The organism is Pseudomonas sp. nanlin1 (assembly GCF_045571515.1).
Classification (GTDB): Bacteria; Pseudomonadota; Gammaproteobacteria; order Pseudomonadales; family Pseudomonadaceae; genus Aquipseudomonas.
This window is the reverse complement of the sequence record NZ_CP124218.1, coordinates 1,727,936-1,743,695: the sequence shown is the minus strand read 5'-3', so window position 1 is coordinate 1,743,695 and position 15,760 is coordinate 1,727,936. Positions and strand designations below refer to the sequence as shown.

The 15,760-nt window shown below is 60.9% G+C and carries 13 protein-coding genes; 8 read left to right on the top strand and 5 right to left on the bottom strand.

Features of this window, described 5'->3' with window-relative positions:
- The 4 genes from QCL65_RS08175 to QCL65_RS08160 all read left to right on the top strand — a co-directional run bounded on the left by QCL65_RS08175 (position 1) and on the right by QCL65_RS08160 (position 4,376).
- Positions 1-501, top strand: coding sequence for a (2Fe-2S)-binding protein (locus QCL65_RS08175; protein ID WP_134723316.1), 501 nt, complete (start codon positions 1-3; stop codon positions 499-501).
- Positions 502-506: 5 nt separating this feature from the next.
- The gene (locus QCL65_RS08170) at positions 507-2,045 is read left to right on the top strand and encodes an AMP-binding protein (RefSeq protein ID WP_407315743.1); all 1,539 of its coding nucleotides are present in this window, start codon (positions 507-509) and stop codon (positions 2,043-2,045) included.
- A 19-nt stretch (positions 2,046-2,064) separates the two neighbouring features.
- Positions 2,065-2,868, top strand: a complete 804-nt coding sequence (locus tag QCL65_RS08165; protein WP_134723318.1) for an enoyl-CoA hydratase/isomerase family protein — start codon at positions 2,065-2,067, stop codon at positions 2,866-2,868.
- A 122-nt stretch (positions 2,869-2,990) separates the two neighbouring features.
- The gene (locus QCL65_RS08160) at positions 2,991-4,376 is read left to right on the top strand and encodes an MFS transporter (RefSeq protein ID WP_240050141.1); all 1,386 of its coding nucleotides are present in this window, start codon (positions 2,991-2,993) and stop codon (positions 4,374-4,376) included.
- On the opposite strand, the gene QCL65_RS08155 is transcribed toward QCL65_RS08160, so the two are convergent.
- The gene (locus QCL65_RS08155) at positions 4,369-5,196 is read right to left on the bottom strand and encodes an alpha/beta fold hydrolase (protein WP_134723319.1); all 828 of its coding nucleotides are present in this window, start codon (positions 5,194-5,196) and stop codon (positions 4,369-4,371) included. The two genes, QCL65_RS08160 and QCL65_RS08155, sit on opposite strands and share 8 nt — an antisense overlap.
- A gap of 66 nt (positions 5,197-5,262) precedes the next feature.
- Between QCL65_RS08155 and QCL65_RS08150 the strand changes: the two genes are divergently transcribed.
- Positions 5,263-6,234: an XdhC family protein gene (locus QCL65_RS08150; RefSeq protein WP_134723320.1), complete on the top strand. Its 972-nt coding sequence runs from the start codon at positions 5,263-5,265 to the stop codon at positions 6,232-6,234.
- A 219-nt stretch (positions 6,235-6,453) separates the two neighbouring features.
- Positions 6,454-7,308 (top strand): AraC family transcriptional regulator, encoded by an 855-nt coding sequence (locus tag QCL65_RS08145; RefSeq protein WP_134723321.1) that lies wholly within the window; start codon positions 6,454-6,456, stop codon positions 7,306-7,308.
- A 92-nt stretch (positions 7,309-7,400) separates the two neighbouring features.
- Here QCL65_RS08145 and QCL65_RS08140 read toward each other — a convergent pair whose 3' ends face one another.
- From QCL65_RS08140 to QCL65_RS08125, 4 genes are read right to left on the bottom strand one after another with little or no spacing between them, the layout of a single operon-like run.
- Complete coding sequence (locus QCL65_RS08140; protein WP_134723322.1) at positions 7,401-8,810, bottom strand: UbiD family decarboxylase; 1,410 nt, start codon at positions 8,808-8,810, stop codon at positions 7,401-7,403.
- Between the two features lie 56 nt (positions 8,811-8,866).
- On the bottom strand, positions 8,867-10,099 hold the full coding sequence (locus QCL65_RS08135; protein ID WP_407315742.1) for an alpha-hydroxy-acid oxidizing protein: 1,233 nt from the start codon (positions 10,097-10,099) through the stop codon (positions 8,867-8,869).
- 14 nt (positions 10,100-10,113) lie between these two features.
- Positions 10,114-11,766 carry a thiamine pyrophosphate-dependent enzyme gene (locus QCL65_RS08130; protein ID WP_407315741.1) on the bottom strand — a complete coding sequence of 551 codons (1,653 nt, stop codon included), beginning with the start codon at positions 11,764-11,766 and terminating at the stop codon, positions 10,114-10,116.
- A complete protein-coding gene (locus tag QCL65_RS08125) occupies positions 11,763-13,181 on the bottom strand; it encodes a sodium:solute symporter family protein (RefSeq protein WP_134723325.1) in 1,419 nt (472 codons plus the stop codon). Before QCL65_RS08125 ends, QCL65_RS08130 begins: the two co-directional genes overlap by 4 nt.
- Before the next feature lie 336 nt (positions 13,182-13,517).
- On the opposite strand from QCL65_RS08125, the gene QCL65_RS08120 reads away from it, so the two are divergent.
- Both QCL65_RS08120 and QCL65_RS08115 read left to right on the top strand, forming a co-directional pair.
- Positions 13,518-14,276: an SDR family NAD(P)-dependent oxidoreductase gene (locus QCL65_RS08120; RefSeq protein WP_192102432.1), complete on the top strand. Its 759-nt coding sequence runs from the start codon at positions 13,518-13,520 to the stop codon at positions 14,274-14,276.
- Between the two features lie 20 nt (positions 14,277-14,296).
- On the top strand, positions 14,297-15,739 hold the full coding sequence (locus QCL65_RS08115) for an aldehyde dehydrogenase family protein (protein ID WP_134723327.1): 1,443 nt from the start codon (positions 14,297-14,299) through the stop codon (positions 15,737-15,739).
- The last annotated feature ends 21 nt before the right edge of the window (positions 15,740-15,760 follow it).

The following is a 15,760-nucleotide window of genomic DNA, read 5'->3' as shown; positions in this document are numbered from 1 at the left end:
ATGCGCGCCAATGCCGACCAAGCATTTCTGGTGAATCTCAAACTCAACGGCCGCGACCGCGCGGCCAGCACCGAATCACGTACTCAGCTGTGCGACTTTCTGCGCCACGACCTGGGTGCCACTGGCGTGCATGTGGGCTGTGAGCATGGAGTCTGCGGTGCCTGCACGGTGCTGGTCGACGGCGTCGCCATGCGTTCGTGCCTGATGCTCGCTGTACAAAGCCATGAGCGGCGCATCGATACGGTCGAGTCCCTGGCCGAAGACGACGTCCTCAGCGATCTGCAACAGGCTTTCCGCCGTCATCATGCGCTGCAATGCGGGTTTTGCACGGCAGGAATTCTCATGTCCTGCGTGGACTTTCTTGAGCGGGTCCCCAACCCCGACGAGCCCCAGGTACGCGACATGCTGTCCGGCCATTTATGCCGCTGTACCGGTTACACCGGCATGGTCCGTGCCGTGCTCGAAGTGGCTACACAACGTCAGAAGAACCTGGAGGTATAACAATAATGTTCGATCTCGGACGCAGCTTCCTTGCGGCTGTCGAGCGTCGTCCCGATGCGGTGGCGATCAGCGATGCAGCTCTGAAAAAAACCTACCGGCAATGGTTCGAGGACATCCAGCGCGCTGCGCATGGCCTGGAACGGCTGGGGCTCAAACGCGGTGACCGGTTGCTGGTCGCCATGCAGAATCGCTGGCAAATGGCAACGCTTCACTGGGCCTGTCAGTTCACAGGCATTGTCGTCACCCCGCTGAACTGGCGCTCCACGTCCGAGGAACTGGCGTATTGCATCAGCGACGCCAACATCAAAGCGATCGCCTACGACGACTCGACGGTTGCGGCCGTGGCGGCGTGCACTAACGCCACAGGCTTGCCGCGCATCGCTACCGGACAACGAGCGGCCGCGCAGGATATGAGCTTTGAGGAGCTGACCGCCGAAGCGCCGGTCTCGACCATATTGCGCGCCACGGCGGAAGATTTCTCGCTACTGTTGTACACCTCTGGCACCACCAGCAAACCCAAAGGCGTCCCCCGCCGCCACCGTGCCGAACGCGCCGCAGCCGTGGCTCATGTGGCACAGAATCTGTATCGCCATGACGAATGCACTTTGGGGGTCATGCCGCTTTATCACACCATGGGAGTGCGTTCATTGCTGTCCATGGCCTTGATCGACGGCCAATTCGTCTGCGTGCCGCGCTTCGATGCCGAGGCCACCCTGCAAGCTATTGAACAACAGCAAGTCAGCAATCTGTATCTGGTGCCGACGCTGTATCACATGCTCATCGAGCACCCGGCCTTTCGCAAGGAACGGGTCGCCAGCGTCAAGAAGATCGGCTTTGCCGGAGCCCCCATGAGCGACGGCCTGATGAGGCGCGTGGAACAGGCGTTCGAGCCTGAGCTGTTCGTCAACCACTACGGCTGCTCGGAAATCTACACCTTCACCATCGACCAGCATGCCCATCACAAACCCGGGTCGTCGGGGCGCTGCGCGCTCAATCAGCGCATCCGCGTGGTGCCCCTGGATGCCCGCGACCCGAGCGTGGCGAACCGCCAGGGCGAGGAAGGCCAGATAATTGCCGACCTGGCCAGTGACGAGGCGTTCGAAGGGTATCTGAACCGTCCCGAAGCCACCGCCAAGGCACTGCATGATGGCTGGTACTTCACCGGTGATACCGGCTATTTCGATGCCGACGGCGACCTGTTTGTGACTGGCCGGGTCGATGACCTGATCATCACCGGTGGTGAGAACGTCAGCCCTGTGGAAATCGAAAGCCTGCTGTCACTGCACCCCGCTATCGAGGAGGTGGTGGTGGTCGGTCTGCCGGATGAGCAATGGGGCAAGATTATCGCTGCGTTCATCAAGCTGCGCAGTGAGGTCAGCGACGCCGAGCTGGACGCCCATTGCATGGCCTCCGGGCTGGCGAAATTCAAGCGCCCGCGTCTTTATCAATTCATCGATCAAATTCCGAAGTCGCCGGTTGGCAAGGTACTGCGCCGCGTGTTGCTCGAAGAGCATCAGGAAAAAACGTTGAAAACCGCCTGCTAATTCCAAAGAGGACGTTCACATGCAACTGCAATCGATCCAGCAATTTCTTGACACCGAATTCGATGGTTTCCAGGTCGTGGTCGACACGGCACGCGAACGCGCCGACATCATCCTCAACCGGCCGCCACTGAACGTGATTGCCATGCCTCAGCGCGACATGCTGCGCAAAGTATTCGAGGCATTGGACGAGCATCCGGGAGTCCGAGTTATTGTCCTTCGCTCGACCGGCGAGCACTTTTCCAGTGGCGGCGATATCAAGGGATTTCTTGAGGCGTCCCCGGAGCATGTCTCGAAGCTGGCCTGGAACGTTGCCGCGCCAGTACGCTGTGAAAAACCGGTGATTGCCGCCAATCGTGGCTACACCTTTGGCGTGGGATTCGAGCTGTCCCTGGCCTGTGATTTCCGGATCGCCTCGGAAACCACCCGGTATGCGTTGCCGGAGCAGAATCTGGGCCAGATCCCCGGCTCCGGCGGTTCTGCCCGCTTGCAGAAAATGATCGGCATCACCCGCACCAAACACATGGTCATGCGCGCCAAACGTATCAGCGGCCAGCAGGCATACGACTGGGGCATCGCCACCGAGTACGTACCGGACAGCGAACTGGAAAACACCGTCGATGCCCTGGTTGACGAACTGCGTCGTTTCTCACCGCTGGCGCAACGCACCGCCAAGCGCCTGATCAACGACAACGAAAACTCGCCCCTGACGGTGGCGATAGAAATGGAAGGCCACTGCTACAGCCGCCTGCGCAGCTCTCAGGATTTCAAGGAAGGCGTCGAAGCCTTCCATGGCAAGCGCACGGCAGTATTCAAGGGCGAGTAACCCCGGCAGATGCCGCTCTTGCCACCCCTTGGCGGTGTGAGCGGCTGAACCTCAGGGTTCTGCTGCGACGATCTGTTTCTCCCTGATCTATAAAAACAACTATAAAAACCGGAGTCACTGTCATGGCAACAATCAACACCAGCACCACGACTCATTCACCTGATGCCGTGCCCGGTGCAGGGGCCCAGACTGCGGCCCAGGAGCCTGCCGCAGGCTATCTGCCGGCGCGCAAGGCTTTGCTGGCAGGCTTCGCTTCCACCTTTGGCTGGGCGCTGGATCTGTTCGACCTGTTTATCCTGCTGTACGTGGCGCCGATCATTGGTCGGCTGTTTTTTCCGTCTGATACGCCCACGCTATCGCTGGCTGCGGTCTACGCCTCCTTCGCAGTGGCCCTGCTGGTACGCCCACTGGGTTCAGCGATCTTTGGCGCGTATGCCGACAAACACGGGCGCAAACGTGCGCTGATGGTTTCAATGGTGGGCGTTGGGATTTCCACCGCGCTGTTCGGCGTGCTGCCGACTCTGGCGCAGGTCGGGATCATCGCGCCCATCCTGTTTCTGATCCTGCGGATCATTCAGGGCATCTTCGTCGGCGGCATCGTTGCCTCGACCCATACCATCGGCACCGAGTCCATCTCGCCCCGTTATCGCGGCCTGATGTCAGGCCTGATCGGTGGCGCGGGCGCTGGCATGGGTTCGTTGCTGGCATCATTTGCCTACCTGGTGCTTTCGGAAGTATTCCCCGGCGCCGAGTTCGATGTCTGGGGCTGGCGCTGCATGTTTTTCTGCGGCCTGATCAGCACCTTCTTCGGCCTGATCATGTTTCGCTTTCTTGAGGAAACCCCGGTCTGGCGCCAGTTGCAGGAAAGCCGCAAAAACAATGCCGCGAAGCCTGCCGTGTCGCCCCTCAAGCGCCTGTTCGGCGCGGAGTATCGCAAGGTCATGCTGGTCAATCTGCTGATTACCTTTGGCGGCGGTGCGACCTACTACCTGGCGTGCGGTTATCTGCCGACACTGCTCAACGTGGTGGCCAAAGTCCCGCATACCCAAACCTCGCAGCTGTTGATGTACGGCTCGGTGGCAACCATCGTAGGCTCGTTGATGTTCGGTTACGCCAGCGACCTGATCGGCCGGAAAAAGACCTTCGTGCTGTTGAGCCTGATCAACCTGATCTGCCTGCCACTGATGTTCCTGCATGTCGCCGAGCCCGGTTCGCTGCTGCGCACCGCGCTGTACTGCTCCGGCATTGCGTTCATGGGTGGGGCGATGATTGCGCCGATCCTGATCTTCCTCAATGAACGCTTTTCCACAGAGCTGCGGGCCAGCGGCACCGGCCTGTCCTGGAATATCGGCTTCGCGCTTGGGGGTACCATGCCGACGTTCGTTTCACTGGTCAGCAGCAGCCCGGCGCAAATACCCCATATGTTGGCGATGTTCGCCGTGGCGCTGTCACTGATCTATCTGGTGGGCAGCCTCGTGGTGCCGGAAACCAAAGGTAACTTCAGCTGATGACCGATGCTGCCTGGGCGTCGCGGTCCTCCGTCAAGGCCGCGACGAAATCGACGATCAGCCGCAGCGTTTCCTGCGTAGCTTCACGCTGGGGAAAATGCTGGCAATCGTTGAGCAGCACGCAGCGACAAGGCGCGGTCACATGAGCGTCTATCGCCGCCAGTTGTTCAGGCGTGGCGTACTGATCGTCACGACCCTGAATGACCAGCAAAGGCCGGGCGATCTCGCCAAGCCTTGCCACCAGCGGCTCCAGGCTGAAATCAGGGTGCAGCCAGCTGTCGCTCCAGCCATGGAAGGCGCCGTTCACGTTAGCGCCATGATGACGCATCAGTTGTTCGCGCAACCGGCCAGCTTCCCATTGGGCAGTGGTCTGACGAATGCCCGCGAGCGTCCTGGCTTCGACCAGCACATGGGGAGCGAGGGCGATGCTGCCCCGTACCCGGGGATCATTGAGCGCGGCATAGGCCAGAACAATCGACGCCCCGTCGCTGTGGCCCAGCAGCACCACATCATCGAGCGACAGAACATCAAGCACCCGGGCCAGTTCTGCGGGGCCGTCCTGCGTGAGGTAATCCAGCGGTCGCGGCAAGTTCACCGGGTTGGATCGACCATAGCCCTGACGGCTGTAGACCAGCACGCCACAGCCGGTAGCGGCGAGCAATTGTTCGGGAAAGTCCCGCCACTGAGCCGCACAACCCAAGCCTTCATGCAACAGCACAAGGGTCGGCCGTGCCGGGATCGTAGCCGGCAGATGGCGGTATTCGATCCGGGTTTCGCCCAGGTCGAGAAGATCAGGCTGCACAACGATTTCACAGGACATAAAGGGGCTGGCTTTCAAAACAAGGCCCGAAGATTAACGCAATCGTCTGCCATGAGGTGAACCGACATGCGACATCTCGACATACAGGTCATCGAGCAGGCCCTGCAATGGGCGCAGTCTGGCCAGGCGCTATGGCTATGCACTGTGCTTTCCACCTACGGATCAGCACCCCGTGCGCCAGGCGCCATGCTGGTCGCCAATGCGCAGGGACAATTCGTCGGTTCACTGTCCGGTGGCTGCGTCGAGGACGAGTTCCGCGATAGCCTGGCCCGAGGCGAACTGCTTGAAGCGGCGCAAATCGTCCGTTACGGCGAAAACGCCGAGCAAAGCCGACGCCTGCAACTGCCCTGCGGCGGCATGCTGATCGTTCTGGTGGAGCATCGCCCCGCCACGACGGCCTGGATCGATCACTTGCGGCAATTGCAGGCCACCTTGCTCGGGCAGCATCAACAAGTTCGCCACATCGACCTGACCACGGGGTTAACGCAGCTGGAACCGGGCACCCATCAGTCGGGTGAAAGGGTATCGCTCAGTGACGAACAGGTGCGTATTCGCGTAGGGCCTGCGCTGCGGTTGATTCTGGCCGGGCTGTCGCCGGTGGCCGAGTTCTGCGCCAGTTTCGGCCGGGCGATCGGCTGTGAAGTGATTGCCTGCGATCCCCGGGAAGAAATGCTGCATGTGCAGCTTGAGGGGGTCGAAATGCAACGGGTGTTGCCGTCAATGTTCATAGCAGCAGGCGGCTGCCACTCGGCAACGGCGGTGGTAGCATTGACCCACGATCCAAAAATCGACGACCTGGCGTTGATGGAGGCCGTCCACACGTCAGCCTTTTACATTGGAGCCATGGGCTCAAAGGCAACCTCGGCCAAGCGTGCCGAACGTCTCAAGCGTATCGGCGGGCTTGACGATGCGCAGATTGCCCGATTGCACATGCCCATCGGCCTGAATCTGGGCAGTAAATCTCCTGCCGAGATAGCCCTGGCGGTGATGGCCGATGTGCTTCGCGTGTACCACGGTAAACCACGCAACGCACTATGAGGTCAATGGTCATAAAAATGCCCTGCAGACCAAGGTCTGACTGGACGCCCGCCCCCGTTTTGCGGGATATTTAGCCTTCACGAACCAGATGTCTCGCCGTGCTGCGCCGCTGCATATCCTGCACCGTTCAGACAGGAGCGCAAACGACAAACGACTGCCCTGCTCCTTCGGTGCAGTCGAACAACAATAGCCGCTAGAAGCGAGCGAGGGAGCTACACAATGTCGATTGCCCAACGGGTGTTTCACGGTAAATTCGGCCGTGTCGCGCTGCTGAACATGGATTGGCCGCTAGTGACTCACACCCACTCCGAATGCCATGTGTTGGTCAAGGTGTCTGGCCAGGACACCTATTTCAACGTCAATGGTCGTGTGGTGCCGCTGGCGGATCGCACTGCGGTGCTGGTCAATGCCTGGGAACCGCACTTCTACGCGCCGCAACCCGAGGCAGGCAACACGCTGATCCTGGCGCTCTACATCGAGCCGGCCTGGCTGGCCACCGCGCAGCAGTCCCTGGCGCTCAGCGCCCGGCCGGATTTTTTCGCCCACCCCTGCATTGACCTATCGATGCAGAACCGTACCCTGGCCGACATCCTGATCGCTGAAATGCACGGTTATGGCCTGGTCCCCAAAGAGCGGATCGAATTCCTGCTGTTCGACTTTCTGATTCAACTGATCGAAGACTTCTCCCAGTGGCGACAGCTCTGGCGCCAGGGTGCACCGACCCATGGCGAGTTCCGCGACGCGCGCATCCGCCGTGGCACAGCGTATATGCTCGAACACCTTGAAGATCCTGACCTGATCGAAAATGCCGCTCGCGCCAGCGGCTTGTCCCGTGCGCACTTTTTCGCCCTGTTCAAGAAAGACACCGGCATGACGCCGACCTTGATGGTCAACGATGCGCGGATGCGCCGCGCCTTCACCTGGCTCGAACATGAACGCAGCGGTACCCTGGGGCTGCTCTCGGAGAGCCTCGGGTTCTCTGAACAAGGCCACTTCACGAGATTTTTCCGCCAGCACATCGGGGCGTCTCCAAGCCAGTATCGTCGTGTGGTGGACAGCTACACCGTTACATAGACCACTGGCAGCAGAAGCTTTTGTTTACCGCACAAACAACGATGCCGAATCCCCGCGAGGAGATTCGGCATCGTTGCATCAAGCGTCCTGAATCAGAACAGACGTTGCCAGTCTGCAGGTGCCGGGCGCGTCGCGGCGTCCAGATCCACCTCTGCCTCGCCGGGCACGCGGATGCGGGTAAAGCGCATCGGCGGCGCGGACAACGGCACCGTGGCGTCGTAGCCCATTTTCGAGCCGACGCCATCCCGGGTTGAGGGATCGAGCTTCGAACCCTGGGCCTCATGCACCAGCACCAGATCGCGGTCGGCCTGGAAGCGTGTGGCAATTGCCCACTCCACTTCGGTGGGGTTATGAATGTCCACGTCGAGGTCTACCACCACCACATGTTTGAGATCGTAGTGGCCGCCAAATGCGCCGAGGATGACGTTTTTCGCTTCACCTTCGGAGCGCTTGTCCAGCTGCACGTACAGGTGATAACGGCAGACCCCGCCCTTGGCCAGGTGCACATCGCGGACGCCCGGAAAGCTGCGGCGCAGATGGGCCAGTAGCGTCGCTTCCCGAGGAATGCCGCCCAGCAGCAGATGCTCCAACCCGCCGCCAACGATGGTGTGGAAGAGCGGCGCGAGCCTGTGAGTGATGGCATCGACCTCAATCACATGGCGCTCGGCACGCTCGCCGTAGTACTGCGGAAACTCGCCGAAAGGCCCTTCCAGCTCACGAACGTTAGCCAACAGACGTCCTTCCAGAACGATCTCCGCCTCGGCCGGGACCCGAATCCGGTTAGTCACGCACCGCACCACGGGCAGCGGACGGCCATGCAGAGCCCCGGCAATTTCCAGCTCATCGTGATCAATGGGCACGATTGCCTGCGACGCCAGAAGGGTCAGCGGGTCAGCACCAATCACCACCGCGACTTCCAGATCTTCTCCCGTGCCTTCAACTTCCTGAAAGAACGCCAAGGCATGGCGAGGCAACAACAATGCGCCCAGACGATTGGCGGAGCTGACCTGCAATCGGTGGATGGAGACGTTCTGGATACCGGTGCGCGGGTTGCGGGTAATCAGTAAACCGGCAGTGATGTACGCGCCGCTGTCATGTTCGTTATGAGTCGGAATCGGCAGCTGCTTCAACAGATCCACCTGATGGTGCACCACCGTCTGGCACGGTGCATCCGCCACTTCCTGACTGGCAATGGGGTTGAGGCTCGCGTCCTGAAAGCGGTTGAGCACTTCAGCAGGCTTGACGCCCATCGCTTCGGCCATCCACAGGCGATCCGAGAGCAACCCGGAAATCACCGGGATTTCGTGCTGGTCCGGGGCAAGAAACAGCGAAGCGCTCTGGCCATCCAGACGGTTGGCGACCGCAGCAACACCAAAGCGTAAAGATGTGCCGGGCTCGACCAGCGTCAGGCGCTGGCTGCTTTGCAAATGATCCAGCCAGCCACGCAAAGTAGCGCCAGGCGGCAGGGGTTGATCGTAGGCAGAAATGTGGTCGTTTGACATCGCTGATCTCGCTATTGGGATTGTTATCGATTGGCCTTGATCACCCGCGATCAAGCCTACCAGGCCGCCGGATGGCGCACCGCAGCGTTGCGCAATTGCGCGCAGGTGTAGGCGCCGTGTTGTGCCAGCGCAGTACGCAGTTCATCGTCGAGCAATTGCGCCACGTGGTCGGGACCCTCGGCGCCCAATGCGGCAAGACCATAAAGGAACGCTCGCCCGCAAAAGGTGCCATGAGCACCGAGCGCGATAGCGCGGGCCACATCCAGGCCGCTACGGATGCCGCTGTCGAACAGCACGGTGGCGCGCTCGCCTACGACCCGCACAATGCTCGGCAACATGTCGATGGAAGGCGGCGCAGCCTCTGACTGTCGCCCGCCATGATTGGAAACCAGGATGCCGTCGATACCCAGGCTGATGGCTCGCTCAGCATCTTCGGGATGCAACACCCCTTTGACCACCAGCGCTCTGGGCCAGGCGTCGCGCATGCGGGCCAGGGTCTCCCAGTCGAACGTGCCTTTGATCTCGCTCTGCACGAAACCCGCGGTGGCGGCCATGCTGCTACCGCCGCTGACATAGCGTTCGATATTGGCGAAGCCAGGTGCTCCGTTCTTGAGCAAGGCTTGAGCCCAGGGCAAGGAAGTGGCGACTTGCCAGACCGTGCGCGGGGTCATGCGGAACGGGACAATCAGACCGTTGTGCAAATCCTTTGGCCGCTTGGCACGAACCGGCGCGTCCAGGGTGGCAACCAAGGCATGCACCCCACACGCCTCGGCTCGCTGGATCAGGTCGAGGGTTACGCGGTGCCGATCCCTCGGCAGGCCGTACAGTTGGAGCCAGACACTGTCAGGACAGAGCTCCGCCACCTCCTCCAGCGAGCCACTGGCCAAGGTGCCGGTGATGTAAGGGATCCGCGCCCGATGGGCCGCCTTGGCCAACAACTGGGTCGCGCCCGGCCAGACCAGGCCGTCCACCCCGACCGGCGCTATACCGATGGGGCTGGCGTAGCGGCGCCCGAACAGCTGCACTTCGGTGTTCAACACGGCACTGGCACCATAGCGCGGGATGATCTGCACGGCGTCCAACGCTCTGCGATTGCGTTCGGCGGCCAGGTGCTCGCCGGTTCCGCCGTCAACGAAATCAAATGCAAAACCCGGAATCCGGCTCCGCGCTGCTTTCTCCAGATAACTGAAGGTGGGCAGGCGTTGCTTGAGCTTCGCCGATCTGCCGGTGCCGCTGCCCGCACCCCAGGCCTGTACAGGCGCGACTGGTTGTTCAAGTTTGACTTCCATCTCGACCACCTCGCTCATTGCCCAGTGCCGGACTGCCGGATCTGCTCGATGGTCTGGCGCACGGATATACGTTGCGGATCACAGACAATTTCGATCAGCACCGGGCCAGTGCTTTGGAGCGCGATTTGCAAGGCTTGGGCAAAAGCGGCATCGTTGCTGACCCGTAAACCCTGTGCCCCGAAGGCTTGGGCCAGTAGGACAAAATCAGGATTACCCAGATCCGAGCCGATGACCCGTCCGGGGTGGGCCTTTTCCTGGTGCATGCGGATCGAGCCGTACATGTTGTTGTTGAACACCAGGGCAATGACCGGCAGTTTGAGGCGCACTGCGGTTTCCAGCTCCTGAATGGTCATCATCAACCCGCCGTCACCGGACAGGGACACCACGGTTCTACTGGGCTGTGCGAGCTGCACACCGATGGCCGCCGGCATGCCGTAGCCCATGGCGCCTGATGCGGCGCCGACATAGGTGTTGGACTGGCGGAAGCTGAAAAATGTGTGCATCCAGCCGGCGAAGTTACCCGCGTCATTGGTGAGGATCGCATCGTCTGGCAGTTGGGCGCGCAACTCGCGAATGATCTGCCGATTGTCTACGTAGTCGTCATGGGGTTCGACGATCAGGCCGGTGACGTCTTCATAAATTGCCCGCCGGGATTTCGCCCAGTCTGGCGAGGGCGCGGCGAATCTTTGCTCCAGCAGCGCTTCAAGGGCTTGGCGTGCATCGGCGACTACGCCGTGTTCGATGGGATACGCCTTGCCCAATATTCGGTCGTCAATGTCGATTTGCAGGATGCGCTGCCCGGCATTGACTGCCGTGTAGTTCTGGGTGGTGATCTCATTGAGCCGCGCGCCGATGACAATCAGCATGTCAGCCTGGCGCAGGGTATCGACCAAGGCCGGATGAGTCCCCATCTGCAAATGCCCGCAATACAGCGGATGGCCGTTGGGAAACACATCGTGGCGCCGCCATGCAGCCATGACCGGAATGGCGCAGCGTTCGGCGAACTGCACAAGCAGTGACTCTGCGCCGGCACGTTTGACCCCTGCGCCGGCGACAATCACCGGCCGCCGGGCCTGGGCCAGTAACCGCACCAAAGCGCTGACTTCGTCCGGTGACGGGCGCGGGCGGCTGACGGCCAGCGGCGTACTGAAGTTCGCCTCCAGTTCGTCGTGCAACGCATCTTCGGTCAACGACACCACCACCGGCCCCGGCCTGCCACTGCGCGCCAGACGAAACGCCCGTTGCAGGATTTCTGGCAGCCGCCGGGCATCGCTGAGTTCCATCGCCCATTTGCACAGCGGCGCGAACATGCGGTCCAGATCGATTTCCTGGAAACCTTCCCGACCACGAAATTTCGAATCCAGCTGGCCGAGCAACACCACCATGGGCGTAGAGTTTTCCATCGCCGTATGCACGCCAATACTCAGGTTGGTCGCACCCACCGCCCGGGCGCCCAGCACCACACCCACCCCGCCACCGGACCCTGCATAGGCTTCAGCCATGAAGGCCGCACCACCTTCCTGACGACCGACGATGAATTCGATGGAAGGCTCGTCGTATAAAGCGTCCATCAGCGGTGTGAAGTTTTCACCTGGCACGCCAAACAAATGCCGCACCCCTTCGCGCTTGAGCACTTCAAGAATGGCCTGAGCTCCAGACATCTTCATGGATGTACTCCTTCGGTTTTCAGCGACGGCTCGGTTTGCAGGGGCACGTCTTCACCGCGGCGCATGATGTGGCTCAAGGTCATGATCACCAGAGGCGTCGCCAGCGCCACATAGGCATTGTCGATGCCATAAGGGTTGCCCATCAGAAACCAGCTGACGGTCACGATCAGCGAGGCGATGATGCTCAGGAACGCACCCCGCCGGGTGCCGAAGGTCGGCGCGTAGAAGACCATGATCACCAGCACCGCGAGGGAGGCGCGCAAGGCTTTGGCGAGGAACGTCACTTCCAGTACTCCAGAGGCAAAAATCGCCAGGCTGATGGGCAGCAGACCCGCCACCACCGTGGCGGCTTTGACGAACACCAAGTCACGTTTCACCTGCTTGGTCTTGTTGAAGAACGGCTGATAAAAGTCTTTGAGCGCCAGGGTGGCGATGCCCATGGTCAGCGCCGAGATAGTGCCAAACAGCGACCCGGCCAGCCCCGCCACCACCACGCCGGCCATGATGCTGTCCATCTCGCCGATCAATGCCGGGAACGCCAGCAACGGCGCGATGGCCGGAAACAACACGCGACTGCACATGCCGATCAGTGCTGCACAGATGCCAAAGGGCACCAGCATCACCGCGCAGTAGAAAGCCGCATGCCGGGCCTTGTCGCCACTGCTCACGGTGTTGACCGCCTGAATCACGTACTGCGTGGCGAAGGTCGCACCAATACCGGCCACCATCCACGCCATGATCTGGCTCCAGCCGACGTTGTCGACCGTGAGCATCGGCGCGGGCAGTTTTTCCAGCAGCGCCTCCATACCGCCGACGCGGCTGAGGGCGAAACCCAGGGTCAGAATGATCCCCAGGTATTTGATCAGTGCGTGGAGAAAGTTGGTGTACACCACCGAGCGCATGCCGCCAACGCTGACGAAAATCACCGCTACGACACCGGTGATGACAATTGCCGGCGCCTTCCCAATGCCCAGCAACCCGGCCAATACCGCGCCGCCGCTGGCATAGACCGACACGGCAACAATCATGAGGGCGAAGATCATGATCACCGAAGTCGCGAAGCGCACAGGCTCACCATAAGTGAGAGCCAATGCCCCGGAAATCGTGTTCTCCCCCAGGTTGCGATACTTGTGCGCCAGCAACAGCGAGAACAACACGAACCCGACCCCCAGCGACGCCAGGTTCCAGGCGGCGGAGATGCCTGATGTATAAGCCGCCTGAGCGGTACCGACGCTGGCCGTGGTGCCGATGAACTCGGACATCATCAGAAAGCCGATCAATATCGCCGGAAAGTGACTACCACCGGTGGTGTAGTTGGCGGCGCTACGCGAGTGACGGCGCACCGCGTAACTGATCAGGGCAAGCGCGAACATGTACAGAACGGTGATGGATAGCACCAGCCAGCTGGAACCCATGATATTTCTCCGATTTTTTGTTGTTGTGTCGGACTAAGCCACTGCGTCGGCGGCTTCGATTGGGATCAAGCTAAACAGGCATTTGCGGCCGCTGCCTATTAACAAATGTTGATTCGAGCCATCAGTAATTGCTTACCCATCCGGCGGGTTTGCGCGGTTCGAGCGCAAATCAGACTGCAAGGCAAATTCACCGACTGTGGCGCGAAATTCCAGCCCTCAGGGCAAGGCGCAGGGCGTGATGATCTACCAGACTCGGCGCAGACAACCCTCTGCCGTGGATCAACCCGCAGCCAGCGGTGCGGCAGTTCATTCCAATAAAAACAAGAGAGACATGCCATGAATCGGCTCAACGACAAGGTGGCTATCGTCACCGGTGCAGCTCAGGGAATCGGTGCCACCTATGCCCTGGCGCTGGCCGCAGAGGGTGCCAGCGTCGTGATATGCGACCTTCACGCGCCACAAGAAACCGCCAATGCAATACACGCTCAGGGCGGCACGGCGCTGGCAGTTGCTTGCGATGTCACAGACGCAAATGCCGTCCAGGCCATGGTCTACGCGGCAGTCGAAGCCTTCGGCGGCGTGCATATCCTGATCAACAACGCTGCCCTTTTCGCGACCCTGCAACTCAAACCCTTCGAACAGACCGAGTCCGCCGAATGGGACCGGATCATGACGGTCAACGTGCGCGGCTCCTTCGAATGCGCCAAGGCGGTATTGCCCGTCATGCGTCAGCAGGGCTACGGCAAGATCGTCAACATTGCTTCGGCGACCGCGTTCAAGGGCGCGCCGATGATGCTGGCCTATGTCGCCTCCAAGGGCGCGATCATTGCCATGACCCGCTCCATCGCCCGGGAGGTTGGCGATGCCGGCATCCGCTGCAACTGCCTGGCTCCCGGACTGACCATGAGCGCCAACGTGCAGGCCAACGCCGACTGGGCTGACGTCATGGTCAAAACCAACATCGCCAGCCGTTGCATCAAGCGTGAGGCGGTACCTGAGGATTTGATCGGCGCGTTGCTGTTCCTCAGCAGCGCCGACAGTGACTTCATGAGCGGCCAGACCATCGTGGTCGACGGCGGCTCGGTCACCCATTGATCGCGAATCGAGGAGTATTCATGCAAAGCCAACATTTTATCGACGGTCACTGGGTGTCTGATGGTCAATGGGCTGATAGCCTCGACCCCGCCAATGGTGAGGCCATTGGTCGTTTTGCCGATGGCGGCGAGGCTCAGGCCCGAGCCGCGGTTGCGGCCGCCACAGCGGCATTTGCCAAGCCACAGTGGGCGCAGAATCCACGCCTGCGCCAGCAATTGCTGCTGGACTGGGCGGTTGAACTCAAGGCTCGTCACGAATCACTGGCGCAACTCCTGAGCCGCGAAAACGGCAAAGCCCTGACCCAATCCCGGGGTGAGATCGCCGGGGCGATTTCGGAAATCATTTATTACGCGGGTCTGGCGCGCCATAACCCTGGGCATGTTCTGGAAGTCGCGCCGGGGGAGTTTTCCAGCCTGTTGCGCGAACCGGCGGGGGTCGCCGGGCTGATTATTCCCTGGAATGCACCGGCTGTACTGCTGATCAGAGCCCTGGCTCCAGCCATCGCTGCGGGTTGCACCTCGGTGATCAAACCTGCGCCGCAAACCGCGCTATTCAATGCGGCGATTCTTGAACCGCTGCTCAATCTGCCTGGGTTGCCGGCCGGTGCGGTGAATCTGTTCGCCGAGACTGGTCATGCAGGAGCTGGCTTCATGGTCGCCTCGCCCGATGTCGACGTGCTGAGTTTCACCGGCTCAACGGCAACCGGCCAGCGCATCATGCAGGACGCTGCCGCGACGATGAAAAAACTCTCACTGGAGCTGGGGGGAAAATCCTGCTGCCTGGTGTTCGAAGATGCCGATATCGCGGCCATCGCCCCGAAACTTGCCGCTGCAGCGACGATTATTTCCGGACAGCAATGCACCGCTGCGCGACGAATTCTGGTGCATGCGAGCCGTTTCGACGAGATGCAAAAGGCCCTCAAGGCCGCGCTGGCAGAGATCAGGATTGGCCCTGGAACCGACCCTGCCACACAAATGGGCCCGCTGATTGACTGGCATTCCAGGGATAAGGTCGAACAGCGTATCGCCCAGGCACTGGACAGCTGTGATCAAGTGCTGCTGTCTGGTGGTCGCCCGCAAGGGGTGTCGAGCAAGGGGGCTTACCTTGCGCCGTCCCTGATCACCCATCGCGACAGCGGTGCATTCTTCTGCCAGGAAGAAATCTTCGGCCCGCTGCTGGTTATCGAGCCTTTCGAGGATGAGGCCGAAGCGGTTGCGCGGGCCAATCACACCGAGTTTGGTCTTTCGGCCAGCGTCTGGACCGAGCACGGCGCACGTGCCTGGCGGGTGGCGCGGGCATTGCGCAACGGCACCGTCTGGATCAACGACCACAACAAACTGTTTGCCGAAGCCGAAACCGGCGGCTATCGCAAAAGTGGCCTTGGCCGCCTGCACGGCGTCGATGCCCTGCTGGACTTCAGCGAGCTCAAGCATATTTATCAGAGCGTCGGCACCCTGGGCTGAACCCCATACCGAGGAAACACA

Excerpts from the sequence above, each read along its gene's own strand:
- QCL65_RS08160 (WP_240050141.1), top strand. The coding sequence starts at position 2,991 with ATGGCAACAATCAACACCAGCACCACGACTCATTCACCTGATGCCGTG.
- QCL65_RS08135 (WP_407315742.1), bottom strand. The coding sequence starts at position 10,099 with ATGGAAGTCAAACTTGAACAACCAGTCGCGCCTGTACAGGCCTGGGGT.
- QCL65_RS08120 (WP_192102432.1), top strand. The coding sequence starts at position 13,518 with ATGAATCGGCTCAACGACAAGGTGGCTATCGTCACCGGTGCAGCTCAG.
- QCL65_RS08165 (WP_134723318.1), top strand. The coding sequence starts at position 2,065 with ATGCAACTGCAATCGATCCAGCAATTTCTTGACACCGAATTCGATGGT.
- QCL65_RS08115 (WP_134723327.1), top strand. The coding sequence starts at position 14,297 with ATGCAAAGCCAACATTTTATCGACGGTCACTGGGTGTCTGATGGTCAA.
- QCL65_RS08155 (WP_134723319.1), bottom strand. The coding sequence starts at position 5,196 with ATGTCCTGTGAAATCGTTGTGCAGCCTGATCTTCTCGACCTGGGCGAA.
- QCL65_RS08145 (WP_134723321.1), top strand. The coding sequence starts at position 6,454 with ATGTCGATTGCCCAACGGGTGTTTCACGGTAAATTCGGCCGTGTCGCG.
- QCL65_RS08125 (WP_134723325.1), bottom strand. The coding sequence starts at position 13,181 with ATGGGTTCCAGCTGGCTGGTGCTATCCATCACCGTTCTGTACATGTTC.
- QCL65_RS08170 (WP_407315743.1), top strand. The coding sequence starts at position 507 with ATGTTCGATCTCGGACGCAGCTTCCTTGCGGCTGTCGAGCGTCGTCCC.
- QCL65_RS08130 (WP_407315741.1), bottom strand. The coding sequence starts at position 11,766 with ATGAAGATGTCTGGAGCTCAGGCCATTCTTGAAGTGCTCAAGCGCGAA.
- QCL65_RS08150 (WP_134723320.1), top strand. The coding sequence starts at position 5,263 with ATGCGACATCTCGACATACAGGTCATCGAGCAGGCCCTGCAATGGGCG.
- QCL65_RS08140 (WP_134723322.1), bottom strand. The coding sequence starts at position 8,810 with ATGTCAAACGACCACATTTCTGCCTACGATCAACCCCTGCCGCCTGGC.
- QCL65_RS08175 (WP_134723316.1), top strand. The coding sequence starts at position 1 with ATGCGCGCCAATGCCGACCAAGCATTTCTGGTGAATCTCAAACTCAAC.